This is a genomic window from Jiangella alkaliphila, assembly GCF_900105925.1.
Lineage (GTDB): Bacteria > Actinomycetota > Actinomycetes > Jiangellales > Jiangellaceae > Jiangella > Jiangella alkaliphila.
Genome location: NZ_LT629791.1, coordinates 7,656,095 through 7,672,581, shown reverse-complemented (window position 1 = coordinate 7,672,581; position 16,487 = coordinate 7,656,095). Strand labels below are relative to the sequence as shown.

Genomic DNA, 16,487 nt, shown 5'->3' with positions numbered 1-16,487 from the left:
GTGCAAACGCGCCGGTAGGAGTGTCATGTCCGCATGACTTCCGCCGACGCGCGCATCACCGTGCTCCTCGCGGACGACAACCTGCTCGTCCGCGAGGGCGTACGGGCGCTGCTGCGTGTCGCCGGTGACGTCGACGTCGTCGCGATGGCCGAGGACTACGACGGCCTCGTGCAGCAGGCGATCGAGCACCGGCCGCAGGTCGTCGTCACGGACATCCGGATGCCGCCGCGGTTCGCCGACGAGGGGATCGAGGCGGCCAAGGAGGTCCGCAAGCGTCTTCCGGGAACGGGGGTCGTCGTGCTCTCGCAGTACGACGACCCGGAGTACGCGGTCGCACTGCTGGCCCAAGGGGCGGCCGGCTACGCATACTTGCTCAAGGAGCGGGTGGCGGACGGCGATCGGCTGGCCCGCGCGGTCCGCGAGGTCGCGGCGGGGGGTTCCATGCTCGACCCTGAGATCGTCCAGGCCCTGGTGACACCGGCGCGGGGCGGCGCCGGGCTGTCCGCCGACGAGGAACGGCTGCTCACCATGGTGGCCGAGGGGCGCGCCGTCAAGGCGATCGCCGCGAGCCTGCAGAGCACGCCGGAGGCGGTCGACCACGCCGTCCAGGAGCTGTTCCTGCACCTCGCCCGCGACGCCAGCTCCGGCGTGCGCGGCGCTCTGCAGCGGCTGCGCAAGCTGCACACCGCGATCCTGGAGCGCGAGGAGCAGGGCGAGACGCTCACCCGGCTGCTGCCGTCGGGGCTGGCCGACAAGCTGCGCGACGACCCCGGTGCGGTCGCGCGGACCGAGCGGCTGGTCGTCACCGTGCTGATGTCGGACGTGCGCGGCTACTCCGGCATCGCGGAGCGGTCCGACCCGTCGTCGCTGGCGCGACAGCTGAATTCGCACCGCCGGGCCATGAACGGTGCCATCCTCGACCAAGGGGGCACCGTGATGCAGTACGTGGGTGACGCCGTGATGGCGGTCTTCGGAGCACCGTTCCCGCAGCCGGACCACGCCGAGCGGGCGCTGCGCGCTGCCCACGACATGCATCGGCGGCAGGCCGTCGTCGACACCCAGTGGGCGGGCGAAGGGCTGGAGCCGTTCGGCATGGGCATCGGCCTGTCCACCGGCGAGGTGGCCGCGGCGCTGCTCGGCAGCGACGAGCGGCTGGAGTACACGCTGGTCGGCGACATCGTGAACCTGGCGCAACGCCTGCAGGACCTCGCCCGCCCGGCCGGAACGACGGTGGCCAGCGAGGCCACCGCGGCGGCCGCGCCCGCGTGGACGTTCCAGCGGCTGGACCCCGTGCGGGTCAAAGGCCGCGACGCTGCCGTCACGGCGTGCCGGGTGCTCGCGCCCGCCGCCGCGGACGACGAGGTGGAGGAGTACAGCCGATGACCGCATTGCTGGCTCGAGGGGTCCGCCGGACGTTCGAGGCGGAGCTGGCGCCCGTCCGCGCGCTGCGCGGGATCGATCTACAGGTGGACGGCGGCGAGTTCGTCGCGCTGATGGGGCCGTCGGGCTGCGGCAAGTCCACGCTGCTGAACATCTTCGCCGGGCTCGACCAGGCCGACGAGGGCAAGGTGGTCGTCGACGACCTCGTGGTGAGCGGCCGCGACGAGAACTGGCTGGCCCGGTTCCGCCGGCACCACGTCGGCATCGTGTTCCAGTTCTTCAACCTGCTCGAGGGCGTCTCGGCGCTGGACAACATCGCACTGCCGGCGATCCTCGGCGGGCTGCGCCGGAAGGCGGCCGAGTCGCGCGCTCGCGACCTGCTCGACCTGCTGGGCCTCGGCGACCGCACCGAGCAGTTGCCGTCGGTGCTCTCCGGCGGGCAGCGGCAGCGGCTGGCGATCGCCCGGGCGCTGGTGAACGAGCCGGCCGTGCTGCTGGCCGACGAGCCGACCGGCGCGCTGGACAGCGAGGGCGGCGCGGAGATCCTGGAGCTGTTCCGCCGGCTGCACGGCGACGGCCAGACCATCCTCATGGTCACCCACTCCGCCGACGTCGCGGCCGGCGCGTCGCGGGTGGTGCGCATGCGCGACGGCCGCATCGACAGCGACGACGGCGTGCGGGTCGGGCCGGCCGGCTCGGCGGCCGTGGTGGAGGAGCGCGCTCCGTGACCGCCGTCCGCGCCTGGCTGCGGCTGGACACCCGGCGCCGGTGGCGCTCGCTGCTGGTGATGGCGCTGCTGGTAGCGCTGGCCGCGGGCACCGTCATGACGGCGCTGTCCGGCGCCCGCCGCGGCACGACCGCCATCGACCGCCTGGTGGAGCGGACGCTGCCGGCCACCATCGCCGTGCTGCCGAACCAGGCGGGCTTCGACTGGGACGCGGTCCGCGCGCTGCCCGAGGTCGCGGGGCTGACGACGTTCGTGCTGACCGGCGCGTACGTGGTCGACGAGCTGCCGCAGGACTCGTACGCCGCCGGCTTCCCGCCCGGCGACGACGAGGTGTTCCGGACCATCGAGCGCCCGGTGGTCCTCGACGGGCGGCTGCCCGACCCGGCGCGGGCCGACGAGGTCGTCGTCAGCCGGAGGTTCGAGGAGACCTACGGGCTGGGCGTCGGCGACGCCATCACGCTGCGGCTGTTCTCGCCGGAGACGCAGGACAGCCTGCCGTTCGCCTCGACGGTGCTGCCCGAACCGGACGGCCCGGTCGTCGACGCCACGATCGTCGGGATCATCCGGTCGCCCTGGTTCAGCGACGTCGTCGGCGACTCCCAGGGCGGGCTGTCGCCGTCGCCTGGCCTGTTCGCTCAGTACCGCGACAACCTGCTCGGCGCCTCCGGTCAGGGCGAGCTCAACGCGCTGGTCCGGCTGCGCGGCGGCGAGGCGGACGTCGCGTCGTTCAAGGCCGGCCTGCAGGAGGTCAGCGGCCGTAGCGATATCGACTTCATGGACCTCGCCGAGGACGGCCGGCACCTGAACGACGTCCTCCGGTTCGAGGCCGACGCGCTGCAGGCGTTCGCGCTCGCGGCCGGCGCGGCGGCGATCTTCCTCGTCGGCCAGGCGGTGGCTCGGTACGCGGCGTCGGCGGCGGCCGAGCTGCAGGTCGCCCGGGCCCTGGGCATGACGGTGGGCCAGTCGACGGTGGCCGCCGCGGCCGGCCCGGTCGGCGCCGCTGTGGCCGGCACGCTGCTGGGCGCGGCCGGAGCGGTGGTCGCGTCGCGCTGGTTCCCGGTCGGCACCGCCGCGCTGTTCGAGCCCGACCCGGGCTTCGACGTCGACCCGCTGGTCATCGGCGGCATCGGGGCGGCGACGGTGCTGCTGGCCGCGGCCGGTGCCGGCATAGCGGCCCGGCTGGCCCTGCGCTCGGCCCGGACGACCCGCCGCGGCCGGCCGTCGGCGCTCGCGGCCGCGGCCCGGCGGGCGGGCGCCCCGGTGCCGGTGGTCGTCGGCGCCCGGTTCGCGCTGGAGCCCGGCCGCGGCCGGCAGGCGGTGCCGGTGCGTCCGGCGCTGGTGGGCGCTGTGGTCGGGGTGCTCGGCGTCATCGCGGCGTTCACCTTCTCCGACGGCGTCGAGGACGCGGCCGACCACCCGGAGCGGTTCGGGCAGGTGTACCAGCTGGCGTCGTTCGTCGGCGACGCCGGGGAGGACTTCGGCCCGGTCGACCAGGTGCTGTCCGTCTTCGCCGACGACCCGCAGGTGCGCGTCGTCAACGACACGCGGGTCGCGGTGGCCGTCGCCGAGAGCCGCCCGGTCACGCTGTTCACGCTGGACCAGGCCGGACGGGAGCCACTGCGGCCGGTGCTGGTGGAGGGCCGGGCGCCGGAGCAGCCGGGCGAGCTGGTGCTGGCACCGGGCAGCGCCGACGCGCTGGACGTCGGCGTCGGCGACGTCGTGACGATGTCCGGGACCGCGGGCGACCGCGACCTCACCGTCACCGGCCTCGCGTTCGTGCCCGAGGGCCCGCACAACAACTACGTCACCGGCGGCTGGGTCACCGGCGACGGCTTCGACACGCTGTTCGACCCGGCCAGCACGGTGTCGCCGGCGTTCAAGTACCACCTGGTGCTGCTCGGGCTGGAGCCCGGCGCCGATCCGATGGCGGTGATGCAGCGGCTGGAGGAGACGGTCGTGCCGGTGATCGCGGCGGCCACGGGGGAGCCGCCGGAGTCGATCACCGAGGTCGTCCTGCCGGTCGAGCCGCCCAGCCGGCTGGCCGAGCTGCGCCAGGTCAGGACGCTGCCGGTGTTTCTGGCCGGGTTCCTCGCCGTGCTGGCGCTGGGCGCGGTCGGGCACGCGCTGGCCACCGCCGTCCGGCGGCGCCGGCACGAGGTCGCGGTGCTGCGGGCGCTGGGCATGACGCGGTGGCAGTCGCGCTGGGTCGTCGTCACCCAGGCCAGCCTGCTCGCGCTGATCGGGCTGGCGATCGGCGTGCCGCTCGGCCTGGCCCTGGGCCGCACCGTCTGGCGCTACGTCGCCGAGACCACGCCGCTGCTCTACGTCGCTCCGCTGGCGGCGCTCGCGCTGCTGCTGGTGGTGCCGCTGGCGCTGGTGGCGGCGAACCTGCTGGCGGCCTGGCCGTCGCACCGGGCGGCGGCGCTGCGGGTCGGCAGTGTGCTGAGGGCCGAGTGATGACGGCGGCCTGGCTGCGGCTGGACCTGCGGCGCCGGTGGCGGTCGCTACTGGTGCTGGCGCTGCTGGTGGCGCTGGCCGCCGGGACGGTCATGACGGCGGTCGCGGGTGCCCGGCGCGGTGAGACCGCCGGCGACCGGCTGGCGGAACGGACGCTGCCGGCCGACGTCGCCGTCCTGCCGAACCAGCCCCTCTTCGACTGGGCCCCGGTGCGGGACCTGCCCGAGGTGGCGGCGCTGTCGACGTTCGGCGGCGCCGCCTACGTCGTCGACGAGATCCCGGCCGAGGCCGTCTCCGGCGTGGTCAGCGGCGAGGACGCGATGCGGGCGCTGGAGCGGCCGGTCGTCCTGGCCGGCCGGGCGCCGGACCCGGAGCGGGCCGACGAGGTCGTCATCACGCCGTCGTTCGAGGAGAGCTTCGGGCTGGGCGTCGGCGATGGCGTGACGATCCGGCTGTTCCAGCAGGAGTCGGCGGCCGCCTTCCGCGACGACCCGGCGGTGCCGCCCGACGGGCCGGTGGTCGAGGCTCGGATCGTCGGCATGGTCCAGTCGTTCTGGTACGGCGAGACGCTCGGGTCGCCGGGACAGCTGATCTTCTCGCCCGGCCTGGCCGCGCGGTATCCGGACGAGGTCGGCCCCAACTCGTCGAACGCCGTCCACAACGCGATCGTCCGCCTGCACGGCGGCGAGGCCGCGATCCCGGAGTTCCTGGCCGCGGTCGAGGGCATCGCCGGTCGCCCGATCGACACGTTCGACCTGGTCGAGATGTTCCGCAACCACGGCCGGGAGGTCACCGGCTTCGAGGCCGACGCGCTGATGGTGTTCGCTCTGGCCGCGGCGGCCGCCGCGGTGTTCCTGGTGGGCCAGCCGGTGGCCCGGTACGCCGCGGCCACGGTGGCCGACCTGCAGGCGCTGCGGGCCGTGGGCATGCTGCCGCGGCAGGTGGTGCTGGCGGCCGCGATCGGCCCGGTGCTGGCCGCCGCCGCCGGCGCCGTGGCCGGCGCGGCGCTCTCGGTGGTGGCGTCGCGGTGGTTCCCGATCGGTCTCGCGGCGACCGTCGAGCCCGATCCGGGGACGGACGCCGACGCGCTGGTGCTGGTCACCGGCCTGATCGCGGTGCCGGTGCTGGTGGCGGTGGCGGCCCTGGCCGCGGCCGCGCTGGCCCTGCGCGCGGCCCGGGCGGGGTCGTACCGCCGGCGCTCGGCGGTCGCGGGTGCCGTCGCCGCCGCCGGGCTGCCGGTCCCCGTCGTGGTCGGCACCCGGTTCGCGCTGGAGCCCGGCCGCGGCCGGTACGCGGTGCCGGTGCGGCCGGCCCTGCTGGGCGCCGTGACGGGCGTGGTCGGCGTGCTCGCGGCGTTCACGTTCTCCAGCGGCGTCGACGACGCGTCGGGCGACCTGCGCCGGTTCGGCCAGACGCATCAGCTGGGTGCGTGGTTCGGGGAGAACAACGAGCACTTCCTGCCGGAGGAGGAGCTGCCGGCCCTGCTGGCCGCCGTCGCCGCCGATCCCGACGTCGAGGCGGTGAACGACTCTCGCATCGGATCGGCCGACATCGACGGCGTGTCCGCGGCGGTCTACTCCTACGCCCCGGTCGGCGACGGCGCGCTGGACGTCGTCGTGCTGGAGGGCCGGATGCCGGTGCGACCGGACGAGATCGCGCTGGCCCCGGTGACCGCCGACGCCGTCGGAGCTGCCGTCGGCGACGTGGTCGACCCGGCCGGGACCGGCACGTCCACCGTCACCGGGATCGCGTTCGTGCCCGACGGCGCACACAACGACTACACGACCGGCGCCTGGGTCACGCGCGACGGCTACGACGCGCTCTTCGCCGACGCCTTCAAGTTCCACGAGACGCACGTCGCGCTGCGCCCGGGCGCCGACGCGGCCGCCGTGGCCGCGCGGCTGGCCGAGACCACCGGCCTTGAGCTGGCCCCGCCCGAACCGCCGACGCCGGTCGCGGAGATCCGGCAGATCCGGACGCTGCCGACGGTGCTCGCGGCGTTCCTCGCGGTGCTGGCGCTGGGCGCGGTCGGGCACGCGCTGGCCACCGCGGTGCGCCGGCGCCGGCACGAGCTGGCCGTGCTGCGCGCCGTCGGGCTGACCCGGCCGCAGGCCCGCGGCATCGTCGCCACACAGGCCAGTGTGCTGGCGCTGGCCGGGCTGCTGGTGGGCATCCCGCTGGGCATCGCGCTGGGCCGGGTGGTGTGGCGGTACGTCGCCGACACGACGCCGCTGTTCTACGTGCCGCCGGTGGCCGCGACGGCGCTGCTGCTGGTCGTGCCGGTGGCGCTGCTGGCCGCCAACCTGCTGGCGGCCTGGCCGTCGCAGCGGGCGGCGTCGATGCGGGTCGGCTCCGTGCTGAGGGCCGAGTGATGGCCGGGGCCTGGCTGCGGCTGGAGTGGCGGCGGCGGTGGCGGTCGCTGCTGGTGCTGGCGCTGCTCGTCGCGTTCGCGGCCGGCACAGTGCTGACGGCGGTCGCCGGCGCCCGGCGCGGTGACAGTGCCGTCGACCGGCTCACCGCGCGGACACTGCCGGCCACCGTCGAGGTGCGGCCCGAGGACCCCGGCTTCGACTGGGACGTCGTTCGCGACCTGCCCGGCGTCGAGGCCGTCGCCCTGGCAGCGCCCACGACGTGGACGATCGACGGGCTTCCGCCCGGCAGCGAGTCGTTCGAGTCGCCGGCCGATCGCGAGTTCTTCCGCTACGTCGAACGGGCCGTAGTAATCGACGGCCGGCTGCCCGACCCGGCCCGCCCCGACGAGGCCGTCGTCACGCCGGCGTTCGTCGAGCAGCACGGTCTGGGCGTCGGCGACACCGTCACGCTGCGGCTGCCCGTCGCGGGTGCCGTCGAGACCCGCATCGTCGGCATGATCCGATCGCCGCTGCTCAGCGACAGCCCGGAGCAGCCGGGCCGGCTGATGCCGTCCGCCGGGTTGTTCGCCGCCTACCCGGACGACTTCGCCGCGCCGGGAGGTGTGGCGTTCAGCGGGCTGGTGCGGCTGGCCGCGGACCGTACCGGGGAGCAGTTTCTGACCGACCTCGCCACGGCCACCGGGCGCAGCGACATCACCGTGTGGCCGCATGCGGCCACGATGGCCTATGTGCAGCGCATTGCCGGCATCGAGTCGGCCGGGCTGCTGGTGTTCGCCGCCGCCGCAGGGCTGGCCGCCGTCGCGCTGGTCGGCCAGGCACTGGCCCGCTACGCCGCGACGACGGCGGCGGACCTGCGGGTGGTCGCGGCGCTCGGACTGACGCCCGCCCAGGCCCGCCGGACCGCCGCTGCGGCGCCCGGGCTGGCGGCGGCCACCGGTGCGCTGCTCGGCGTGGCCGCTGCCGGCGTGGCGTCGCGGTGGTTCCCGTACGGCTTCGCGGCGTACGTCGAGCCGGACCCGGGCGCCGACCTCGACCTGCCGGTGCTCGGCACTGGCCTGGTGCTGATCCCGGCGCTGGCCGTCGCGGGTGCGCTGGTCGCGGCGCGGCGGGTCTGGTCCGGGACAGGCCCGGGCGGCCGTCCCGCCGCGGTGCATCGGCCGTCGGCCGTGGCGGCGCTGGCCAGCAGGTACGGGCTGCCGGTCCCGTTGGTCGTCGGTGCCCGGTACGCGCTGGAGCCAGGGCACGGGCCGGCCGCGGTCCCGGTGCGCCCGGCGCTGGCCGGAGCGACGATCGGCGTGCTGGGCGTCCTCGCCGCGGCCACGTTCGCCGCCGCCGTCGACGACGCCACCACGAACCCGGCCCGCTACGGGCAGGTGCACGACCTCGAGGCGCCGCTGGGCGCCGATCCCGCCTCGGCCGATGCCGTCCTCGCCGCCGTCGCCACCGACCCGGACGTCAGTGCGGTGAACGACAGCCGGATCGGCAGCGCGACCGCGGCGGGCGAGACCGTCGCGGTCTTCTCGCTGGACTCCGTCATGGGCCGGTTCGACCCTGTCGTGCTCGAGGGCCGGCTGCCCCACAGCGGCGACGAGATCGCGCTGGCGCCGTACACCGCCGAGGCGCTGGCCGCCGCGCCGGGTGACCGGATCGACCTGACCGGCACCACGGACGGCGCTCGCAGGCTGACCGTCACCGGACTGGCCTTCCTGCCCGAGAGCGCGGAGAACTACTACAACGTCGGGGCGTGGGCCACGCCCGCCGGTTTCGGTGATCTGTTCGACGGTCCCATGGCGCGGACGGCGCACATCGTGCTGCGCCCCGGGGCCGACGCCGCCGTCGTCGCCGAACGGCTGTCGGCGGCGCTGCCGGCCGCGGCCGACGGGGGCGCGGCGGTGCGGCCGCGGCTGGAGCGCGACAGCTCGCCGGAGCTGCTGCAGCTCCAGCGCCTGCCGCTGTTCCTGGCCGGGTTCCTGGGCGTGCTGGCGGTCGGCGCGGTGGGGCACGCACTGGCGTCGGCGGTGCGGCGGCGCCGGCACGACCTCGCCGTGCTGCGTGCGGTCGGGATGACCCGCCGGCAGTGCCGCGGCGTGGTGCTCACCCAGGCCAGCGTCGTCGCGGTGGCCGGGCTGCTGGTCGGCCTGCCGCTCGGCGTGGCGCTGGGCCGGACGGTGTGGCGCTACGTGGCCGACGCGACGATGGTCCACTACGTGCCGCCGGACGTGACGGCAGTCCTCCTGCTCGCCGTGCCGGTGGCGCTGCTGGCCGCCAACCTGCTGGCGGCCTGGCCGTCGCAGCGGGCGGCGTCGATGCGGGTCGGCTCCGTGCTGAGGGCCGAGTGATGGCCGGGGCCTGGCTGCGGCTGGAGTGGCGGCGGCGGTGGCGGTCGCTGCTGGTGCTGGCGCTGCTGCTGGCCGTCGCGGGTGGGGCTGTGCTGGCCACGATCGCCGGGGCCCGGCGCGGCGTCACCTCGATCGAGCGGCTCGACGCCGCGACGCTGCCCGCCACCGCTCAGGTCCACCCCGTCGACCCGCGCTTCGACTGGGACGCGGTGCGTGCGGTCCAGGGCGTCGCGGCCGTCGGCGAGGTGGCCTTCTGCTCCTATGAGCTCGACGGAACTCCGGTCGACGGGCCGGTCCCCGCCGACGGGAACGTCCTGCGGACCGTCGAACGGCCGGTGGTCCTCGACGGCCGGCTCGCCGACCCGGACCGGGCGGACGAGGCCGTGGTGACGCCACGGTTCGTCCGGACCTACGGGCACGGCGTCGGCGACACCGTCACCGTCGGCCTCTACCGGCCGGTGACGTTGGGGATTTCCGTGACGGACTGGCGCGGCCCGGTGGAGGAGGGCGCCCGTCCGCCGGCGGACGGGCCCGAGATCCGCGTCCACATCGTCGGTGTCGTCCGCTCGCCGCTGTTCACCGACATGCCGGGCGCGCCGGGCTGGCTGGTGCCCACCGCCGCCTTCTTCGCGGCGTACTCCGAGAACCTGCTCGACCCGCACGGCGCGACGGGTGCGATGGTGCGGCTGGACGACGGCGGCAGCGCCTACGCGGACTTCGCGGAGGCCGTGACGGACCTGACCGGCCGGACCGACCTCACCATGTGGAGTGAGGCGGCGGCGAGCGCCTTCAGCCAGCGCATCCTCGACATCGAAGCGACTGCGGTCACCGCGTTCGCGCTGGCGGCCGGCGCCGCCGCGGTGGTGCTGGTGGGTCAGGCGATCGCCCGCCACACCGCGGCGGCGATGCGCGATCTGCGGGTGCTCGGCGCGCTGGGCCTGTCGCCGCGGCAGCAGGTGGCGGCCGCCGCTGCCGGGCCGACCTTGGCCGGGATCGCCGGCATGACGGCCGGCGTCGGTGCGGCGGTCCTCGCGTCGGCGTGGTTCCCGATCGGGACGGCGGAGCAGCGCGAGCCCGCACCGGGGGTGGACGCCGACTGGACGGTGCTGGCCGTCGGCTGGTCCGTGGTCGTCGCCGCCGTCGCGGGCGGCTGCCTCCTCACGGCCGCCGTCGCGCTGCGGGCGTCGCGCTCCACGGCGGCGCCGCGTCGCTCGCCCGTCGCGGCCGCCGTCGCCCGCAGCGACCTGCCGCTGCCGCTGGTGCTCGGGACCAGGCTGGCGCTGGAGCCCGGCCGCGGCCGGCAGGCGGTCCCGGTGCGGCCGGCGCTGGTCGGCGCCGTCGCCGGAATCGCGGGGACGGTGGCCGCGCTGACCCTGGCGGCCGGTGTCGGCGACGCCGTGACCACGCCGGCCCGATACGGCCAGGTGCACGCGCTGGAGGCCACGCTGGACATCGGGGACGACAGGACCGGACGGGTGCTGGGCCTGATCGCGGCCGACCCCGACGTCGCCGCCGTCAACGACAGCCGGTCCGCGGTGGCGCAGGGCCGCGGCGCGAGCCCGAGGGTGTACACCTATCAGCCGGTCGCCGAGCCGCTGCCCGTCGTCGTGGACGAAGGACGGCTGCCCGCCACGGCCGACGAGGTCGCGCTGGGCCCGTTCACCGCCGAGACCTTCGGCGTCGGTGTCGGCGACACCGTCGAGCTGACCGGGACGCGGGCGGAGCGGCGGCTCACGGTCACCGGACTGGCCTTCCTGCCGGAGGGACAGGGGAACTACAACATCGACGGCGGCTGGGTCACCGGGGCCGGCTTCGACGCGCTGTTCGGCGCCGCCTCGATCCATGTCGCGCACATCGCGGTGCGCGACGGCGCGGACCCGGCGGTCGTGGCACAGCGGCTGGATCAGGCCGTGCGTGCGGTATCCGATGACGTGTCGGCGCACCCCGCTCTGCAGCGGGACCACTCGGTGGAGCTGCTCGTGATCCGGGGCCTTCCCCTCTACCTCGCGCTGTTCCTCGCGGTGCTCGCGGTGGCCGCCGTCGGGCACGCGCTGGCTGTGGCGGTCCGCCGGCGGCGGCGCGATCTCGCCGTCCTGCGGGCCCTCGGGCTGACCGGCGGCCAGTGCCGCGGCGCCGTCGTCACCCAGTCGTTGGTGATCGTGCTGGCCGGGCTGGTGATCGGTGCGCCGCTCGGCGTCGCGGCCGGCAGCTGGCTGTGGCGCTACATCACCGACGCGGAGGTGATCCAGTACGTGCCGCCGCCGGTGCTCCCGGCCGTGGCCGTCGTGGTCCCCGCGGCCGTGCTCGCCGCCGTCGCGCTGGCGGCGTGGCCGGCCCGGCGGGCGGGGTCGTTCCCGGTCTGGCAGACCCTGAGAGCGGAATGAGGAGGTGGGGACCATGAACGCGACTCCCGCTGCGGCCCGGGCCCGGAACCGGCGCGACGCCGCGCTGTGGGCCGGGTGGGCGGCGCTGGTCGCGGTCACCGCCGCGCTCGCGGTGTGGGCGCTGCGGACGCTGATCGACCTGCCGGGGGAGCTGCTGCCGTGGGCGCTGCTCGGGCTGGTCGCCGTCCCGGTGGCCGTCACGGCGGCGGTCCTGCCCCGGCTGCGGCGCCGCGCGGTCGCCGTCGCCGGGCCCACGCTGGTGCTCTGCGGCCTGGTGCTCATGGTGCTGGCGGTCTACCTGGTGGTGGTCATCGGGCTGGGCGGCGAGGTCGACGACGACGAGCAGGGCGTGCTGGCGTTCTCGATGCTGGCCGCGCTGACGGCGGTCGTGCTGGCCGAGCCGGTGCGCGGCCGGCTGCGAGAGCTGGCCGAGCAGTGGGCCGGCCGGCCGCAGCGGCCGGCGGCCTCGGCGCTGGAGACGTTCGGCTCGCGGATGACCCGCGCCGTCCCTATGGACGAGCTGCTGCTGCAGCTGGCCGAGACGCTGCGCTCGACGCTCGGCCCGCTCGGCGCGGAGGTGTGGACCGGCGAGGACGGTGTGCTGGAACGGACGGTCTCGGTGCCCGAGCGCGGACCCGGCCGGCTGACCCTCGCCGGCCCCGAGCTGGCCGCCGTCACCCGGGCCCGGGTGTCCGGCACCGCGTGGGCGGCGATGTGGCTGCCGTCGGTGCTGCCCGGCGAACGCCGGTCGGTGCGCGTCGCGTCGGTGACGCACCTGGGCCGGCTGCTCGGGCTGCTCGTCGTGGTGCGCTCCGCCGACGACCCGCCGTTCCGCGACGACGACGACCGCATGCTGGCCGACCTCGCCCGGCAGGTCGGGCTGGCGCTGCACAACGTCCGCCTCGACTCCGCGTTGCAGGCGTCGCTGGAGGAGCTGCGCCGCCGCAACGCCGAGCTGCAGGCGTCGCGGGCCCGCATCGTCTCCGCGGCCGACGCGTCGCGGCGGCAGATCGAGCGGAACCTGCACGACGGCGCGCAGCAGCGGCTCGTCGCGCTGGCGGTGAAGCTGGGGCTGGCCCGCCGGCTGGCCACCGGCGACTCCGCCGCGCTGCTGGAGGAGCTGCGCACCGACGTCCAGGAGACGCTGACCGAGCTGCGCGAGCTGGCGCACGGCATCTACCCGCCGCTGCTGCGCGAGCACGGCCTCGGCGAGGCGCTGCGCAACGCCGCCGGCCGGGCCGCCGTCCCGACCACCGTCGAGGCCGACGGCGCCCGCTACCTGCCCGAGGCGGAGGCGGCGGTGTACTTCTGCTGCCTGGAGGCCCTGCAGAACGCCGGCAAGCACGCCGGTCCGGGCGCGTCGGCGACGGTGCGGGTCGGCGGGTCCGCGTCGGGCGGGCTGGAGTTCGAGGTGGCCGACGACGGCGCCGGCTTCGACCCCGCGGCCACCAGCGAGAGCCACGGCTTCGTCAACATGCGCGACCGCCTCGGCGCGTTCGGCGGCGAACTGACCGTCGACAGCGCGCCCGGCGCCGGCACCGTCATCCGGGGCACGATCCCGACAGCCGCGCTGGCGCCGGCCGAGCCATGACCGCGTCCAGGCTGCGGTACGCGGCCGTCGCCGTGGCGGTGGCGATCGTGCCCACGGGGATCGCGCTGGTCCTGGTCTTCGACGAGCTGCTGCGCGACGCCGGACGCGGCGACCTCACGCAGGGCGTGACGAACGGGCTGGTCTACGTCCTCGCGATGGTGAGCGCGGCGACCGTCGGCGCCGGCCTGGCGCTGCACCGGCCGCGGCACCCCGTCGGCTGGCTGTTCCTCGGGCTCGCGGACCTGCAGGCGATCGGGCCCGCGCTGACCGGCTACGCGGCGTACGGGGCCATCGCGCGGCCGGGCGAGCTGCCGCTGGCGACCGCCGCCGGGCTGTTCGCCGACTCGGTGTTCGTGCTGTGGTTCGTCGCCATCGCGCTGGTGTTCCACCTGACGCCGGACGGGCGGCCGCTGTCGCCGCGGTGGGCGTGGGCGGCGCGGGCCACCGTCGTGGCCGGAGTGCTCGGCGTCGTGCTGGTGCAGCTCACGCCCTCGCTCGCGGAGCCGCCGCTGGATGGTCTGGACAACCCGTGGGCGCCCGGCGGCGCCGTCGGTGACGTGCTGGACGTCGGCCGGGGCGCCGTGATCATCGCGACCGGCGCCGGCCTGGTGGTGGCCGCGGTGTCGCTGCTCGTGCGGTTCCGGCGGGCGCGGGGGACGGCCCGGCAGCAGCTGCTCTGGCTGGCGCCGGCCGCCGTGCTGATCCCGGTGCTCGTGGCGGCGTCGTTCGTCGCGTCGTACGTGGGTTCGCAGGCCGTCCTGGGCGTGGTCGCCGGCCTGTTCGTCGTGCTGCTGCCGGTCGCGACGGCGCTGGCCATCACGCAGTACCACCTGTTCGAGGTCGACCGGATCCTCGGCCGGGCGTTGACGTACGCGCTGCTCACCGCGGTCCTGGCGGCGGTGTACGTCGTCGTGGTGGTCGTGGCCGGCGCCGCCGTCGGCGACTCGCAGCTGTCCGCCGTCATCGCCACCCTGGCCGCCGTGAGCGTGGCCGCGCCGCTGCGGGGACGGCTGCAGGACGCCGTCGACCGGCGGTTCAACCGGCGCCGGTTCGACGCCGTGCGCATGGTCCGCGACCACGTCCACGACCCGCGGCCCGGCGTGACCATCGAGCACGTGCTCCGCCGAGCGCTCGCGGACCCGGACCTGCGGGTGGCGTACTGGGTCGAGGGCCGGGGCGAGTGGGTCAGCGGCGACGGCCGGCCGGCGGTCCCGGGCGACGACGACGTCCTGCTTTCCGCGCCGGACCGGCCGATCGCGAGCGTCGGCGCCACGGCCGGCACCCCGCGGGACCTGCTGGAGGCCGCCGTCGGCGCGGCCCGGCCGGAGCTGGACAACGCCGGCCTGCGGGCCGCCGTCGCGCTGCAGCTGGTCGAGGTCCGCGAGTCGCGCGCCCGGATCATCACCGCGGCCGACTCGTCGCGGCGGGAGATCGAGCGCAACCTGCACGACGGCGCGCAGCAGCGCCTCGTGGCGCTGGCGGTGCGGCTGGGACTGGCCCGCCGGCTCGCGTCCGGTGACACCGCGGCGCTGCTGGACGAGCTGCGCGGCGACGTCGTGGAGACGTTGGCGGAGCTGCGCGACCTCGCGCACGGCATCTACCCGCCGCTGCTGCGCGAGCACGGGCTGGGCGAAGCGCTGCGCTCGGCCGCCGGTCACGCCGTCCGCCCGACGACCGTCGACGTCGCCACCGATCGCCGGTTCGCCCCCGGCGCGGAGGCCGCCGTGTACTTCTGCTGCCTGGAGGCCATGCAGAACGCCGGGAAGCACGCCGGGCCGGACGCGACGGTGACCGTCCACGTCGGGCTGAACGGCACCGGGCTGGCGTTCGAGGTGTGCGACGACGGCGCCGGCTTCGACCCGGCCACGGCCGGGCGCAGCCACGGGTTCGTCAACATGCGCGACCGGCTCGGCGCGCTGGGCGGCCGGCTGACCGTCGTCAGCGGGCCGGGCCGGGGCACCGTCGTGCGCGGGACGCTGCCGGTATGACGTCGTCCGTGACAGCGGCACCCGGTACGATCCCGCCCGTGACCACAGCCGCCAGGGTCCGCATCGTCGTCGCCGACGACGCCCTGCTGGTGCGCGAGGGCGTCCAGCGGGTACTCGGCCTGTACGACGACCTCGAGGTCGTCGCGGTGGCCGGCGACCTCGACGGCCTGCTCGCCGCCGTCGACGAGCACCGGCCCGACGTCGTCGTCACGGACATCCGCATGCCACCCACGTCGAGCGACGAGGGCATCCGCGCGGCCACCCGGCTGCGGCAGACCGCGCCCGAGACCGGCGTCGTCGTGCTGTCGCAGTACGCCGCCCCCGCGTACGCGCTGGAGCTGCTCTCCGGCGGCTCGCAGCGGCGCGCCTACCTGCTCAAGGAGCGGGTCAGCGAGCCCGACCAGCTGGCCGCGGCGGTCCGCGAGGTGGCCCGCGGCGGCAGCGTCGTCGACCCCCGCGTCGTCGAGGTGCTGGTGGCCGGCACCCGCCCGCCGGGCGACCCGCTCGCCGCGCTGACGAAGCGCGAGCTGGAGGTGCTCGAGCAGATCGCGCAGGGCAAGAGCAACGCCGGCGTCGCGGCCGCGCTGGTGCTCACCGAGCGCGCGGTCGAGAAGCACATCAACGCGCTGTTCGCCAAGCTCGGCCTCACCGCCGAACCCGACGTGCACCGGCGGGTCAGCGCCGTCCTGCTGTACCTTGCCTCGCTGCGCTGACGGGGGTGCTGGCACCCCCGCGGGTTCGGGTGCCCGCCGGATGGCACGGAGGGCACCGCACGAGCGATGCTGGTTGCATGGCCGGTAGTCCGCACACCCCCCACGCCGAGGCTCCGCCCGCCGTCGTCGACGTCCTCGTGGTCGACGACCAGGAGACCTATCTGTCCGTCGCGCGCTTCGTGGTCGGCGCCACGCCCGGGTTCCGGGTCGCCGGCGAGGCCGCCAGCGGTGAGGACGCGGTGGCCGCGGTGGCATCGCTGCGGCCGGGGCTGGTGCTGATGGACATCAACCTGCCCGGCATCTCCGGCATCGAGGCCACCCGCCGGCTGCTCGCCGCCCGGCCCGACGCCGTCGTGCTGCTGATGTCCACCTACCCGGCGTCGGACCTCCCGCAGGACGCCCGCACCAGCGGCGCGCGGGCGTACGTCCACAAGGAGGACCTCGCCCCCGACGTCCTGGTCGCCGTCATGTCCGGCGAGCAGCCGCCCGGCTTCTGACCCGCGAAAACCCCTCGACCGGTGCCGCTGGGCGGGGCG

At 76.1% G+C, this 16,487-nt stretch carries 10 protein-coding genes; all 10 read left to right on the top strand.

Translation table 11 applies throughout. From position 1 onward, the window contains the following. Positions 1-33 precede the first annotated feature (33 nt). The 10 genes from BLV05_RS35110 to BLV05_RS35065 all read left to right on the top strand — a co-directional run bounded on the left by BLV05_RS35110 (position 34) and on the right by BLV05_RS35065 (position 16,448). Entirely contained in the window at positions 34-1,383 is a 1,350-nt protein-coding gene (locus tag BLV05_RS35110) for an adenylate/guanylate cyclase domain-containing protein (RefSeq protein WP_046772645.1), read from the top strand. Then, positions 1,380-2,108: an ABC transporter ATP-binding protein gene (locus tag BLV05_RS35105; RefSeq protein WP_046772646.1), complete on the top strand. Its 729-nt coding sequence runs from the start codon at positions 1,380-1,382 to the stop codon at positions 2,106-2,108. Before BLV05_RS35110 ends, BLV05_RS35105 begins: the two co-directional genes overlap by 4 nt. Then, a complete protein-coding gene (locus BLV05_RS35100; protein ID WP_046772647.1) occupies positions 2,105-4,564 on the top strand; it encodes an ABC transporter permease in 2,460 nt (819 codons plus the stop codon). The genes BLV05_RS35105 and BLV05_RS35100 overlap by 4 nt, the downstream gene beginning before the upstream one ends. Then, positions 4,564-6,936, top strand: a complete 2,373-nt coding sequence (locus BLV05_RS35095; protein ID WP_083421471.1) for an FtsX-like permease family protein — start codon at positions 4,564-4,566, stop codon at positions 6,934-6,936. Before BLV05_RS35100 ends, BLV05_RS35095 begins: the two co-directional genes overlap by 1 nt. After that, the gene (locus tag BLV05_RS38340; protein WP_083421470.1) at positions 6,936-9,275 is read left to right on the top strand and encodes an ABC transporter permease; all 2,340 of its coding nucleotides are present in this window, start codon (positions 6,936-6,938) and stop codon (positions 9,273-9,275) included. The genes BLV05_RS35095 and BLV05_RS38340 overlap by 1 nt, the downstream gene beginning before the upstream one ends. Continuing rightward, positions 9,275-11,659: an FtsX-like permease family protein gene (locus BLV05_RS38335; RefSeq protein ID WP_083421469.1), complete on the top strand. Its 2,385-nt coding sequence runs from the start codon at positions 9,275-9,277 to the stop codon at positions 11,657-11,659. Before BLV05_RS38340 ends, BLV05_RS38335 begins: the two co-directional genes overlap by 1 nt. 13 nt (positions 11,660-11,672) lie before the next feature. Beyond that, the gene (locus tag BLV05_RS35080; RefSeq protein WP_052762501.1) at positions 11,673-13,250 is read left to right on the top strand and encodes a sensor histidine kinase; all 1,578 of its coding nucleotides are present in this window, start codon (positions 11,673-11,675) and stop codon (positions 13,248-13,250) included. Further along, positions 13,247-15,238 (top strand): sensor histidine kinase, encoded by a 1,992-nt coding sequence (locus tag BLV05_RS35075; protein WP_052762500.1) that lies wholly within the window; start codon positions 13,247-13,249, stop codon positions 15,236-15,238. Before BLV05_RS35080 ends, BLV05_RS35075 begins: the two co-directional genes overlap by 4 nt. Beyond that, positions 15,235-15,951 carry a response regulator transcription factor gene (locus tag BLV05_RS35070; RefSeq protein WP_046769014.1) on the top strand — a complete coding sequence of 239 codons (717 nt, stop codon included), beginning with the start codon at positions 15,235-15,237 and terminating at the stop codon, positions 15,949-15,951. The genes BLV05_RS35075 and BLV05_RS35070 overlap by 4 nt, the downstream gene beginning before the upstream one ends. Positions 15,952-16,028: 77 nt before the next feature. Then, positions 16,029-16,448 (top strand): response regulator, encoded by a 420-nt coding sequence (locus tag BLV05_RS35065; protein WP_046769013.1) that lies wholly within the window; start codon positions 16,029-16,031, stop codon positions 16,446-16,448. Positions 16,449-16,487 lie beyond the last annotated feature (39 nt).

Bases quoted from the DNA above. Each gene is read 5' to 3' on its own strand.
- BLV05_RS35110 (WP_046772645.1), top strand. From the start codon at position 34: ATGACTTCCGCCGACGCGCGCATCACCGTGCTCCTCGCGGACGACAAC.
- BLV05_RS35105 (WP_046772646.1), top strand. From the start codon at position 1,380: ATGACCGCATTGCTGGCTCGAGGGGTCCGCCGGACGTTCGAGGCGGAG.
- BLV05_RS35095 (WP_083421471.1), top strand. From the start codon at position 4,564: ATGACGGCGGCCTGGCTGCGGCTGGACCTGCGGCGCCGGTGGCGGTCG.
- BLV05_RS38340 (WP_083421470.1), top strand. From the start codon at position 6,936: ATGGCCGGGGCCTGGCTGCGGCTGGAGTGGCGGCGGCGGTGGCGGTCG.
- BLV05_RS38335 (WP_083421469.1), top strand. From the start codon at position 9,275: ATGGCCGGGGCCTGGCTGCGGCTGGAGTGGCGGCGGCGGTGGCGGTCG.
- BLV05_RS35080 (WP_052762501.1), top strand. From the start codon at position 11,673: ATGAACGCGACTCCCGCTGCGGCCCGGGCCCGGAACCGGCGCGACGCC.
- BLV05_RS35075 (WP_052762500.1), top strand. From the start codon at position 13,247: ATGACCGCGTCCAGGCTGCGGTACGCGGCCGTCGCCGTGGCGGTGGCG.
- BLV05_RS35070 (WP_046769014.1), top strand. From the start codon at position 15,235: ATGACGTCGTCCGTGACAGCGGCACCCGGTACGATCCCGCCCGTGACC.
- BLV05_RS35065 (WP_046769013.1), top strand. From the start codon at position 16,029: ATGGCCGGTAGTCCGCACACCCCCCACGCCGAGGCTCCGCCCGCCGTC.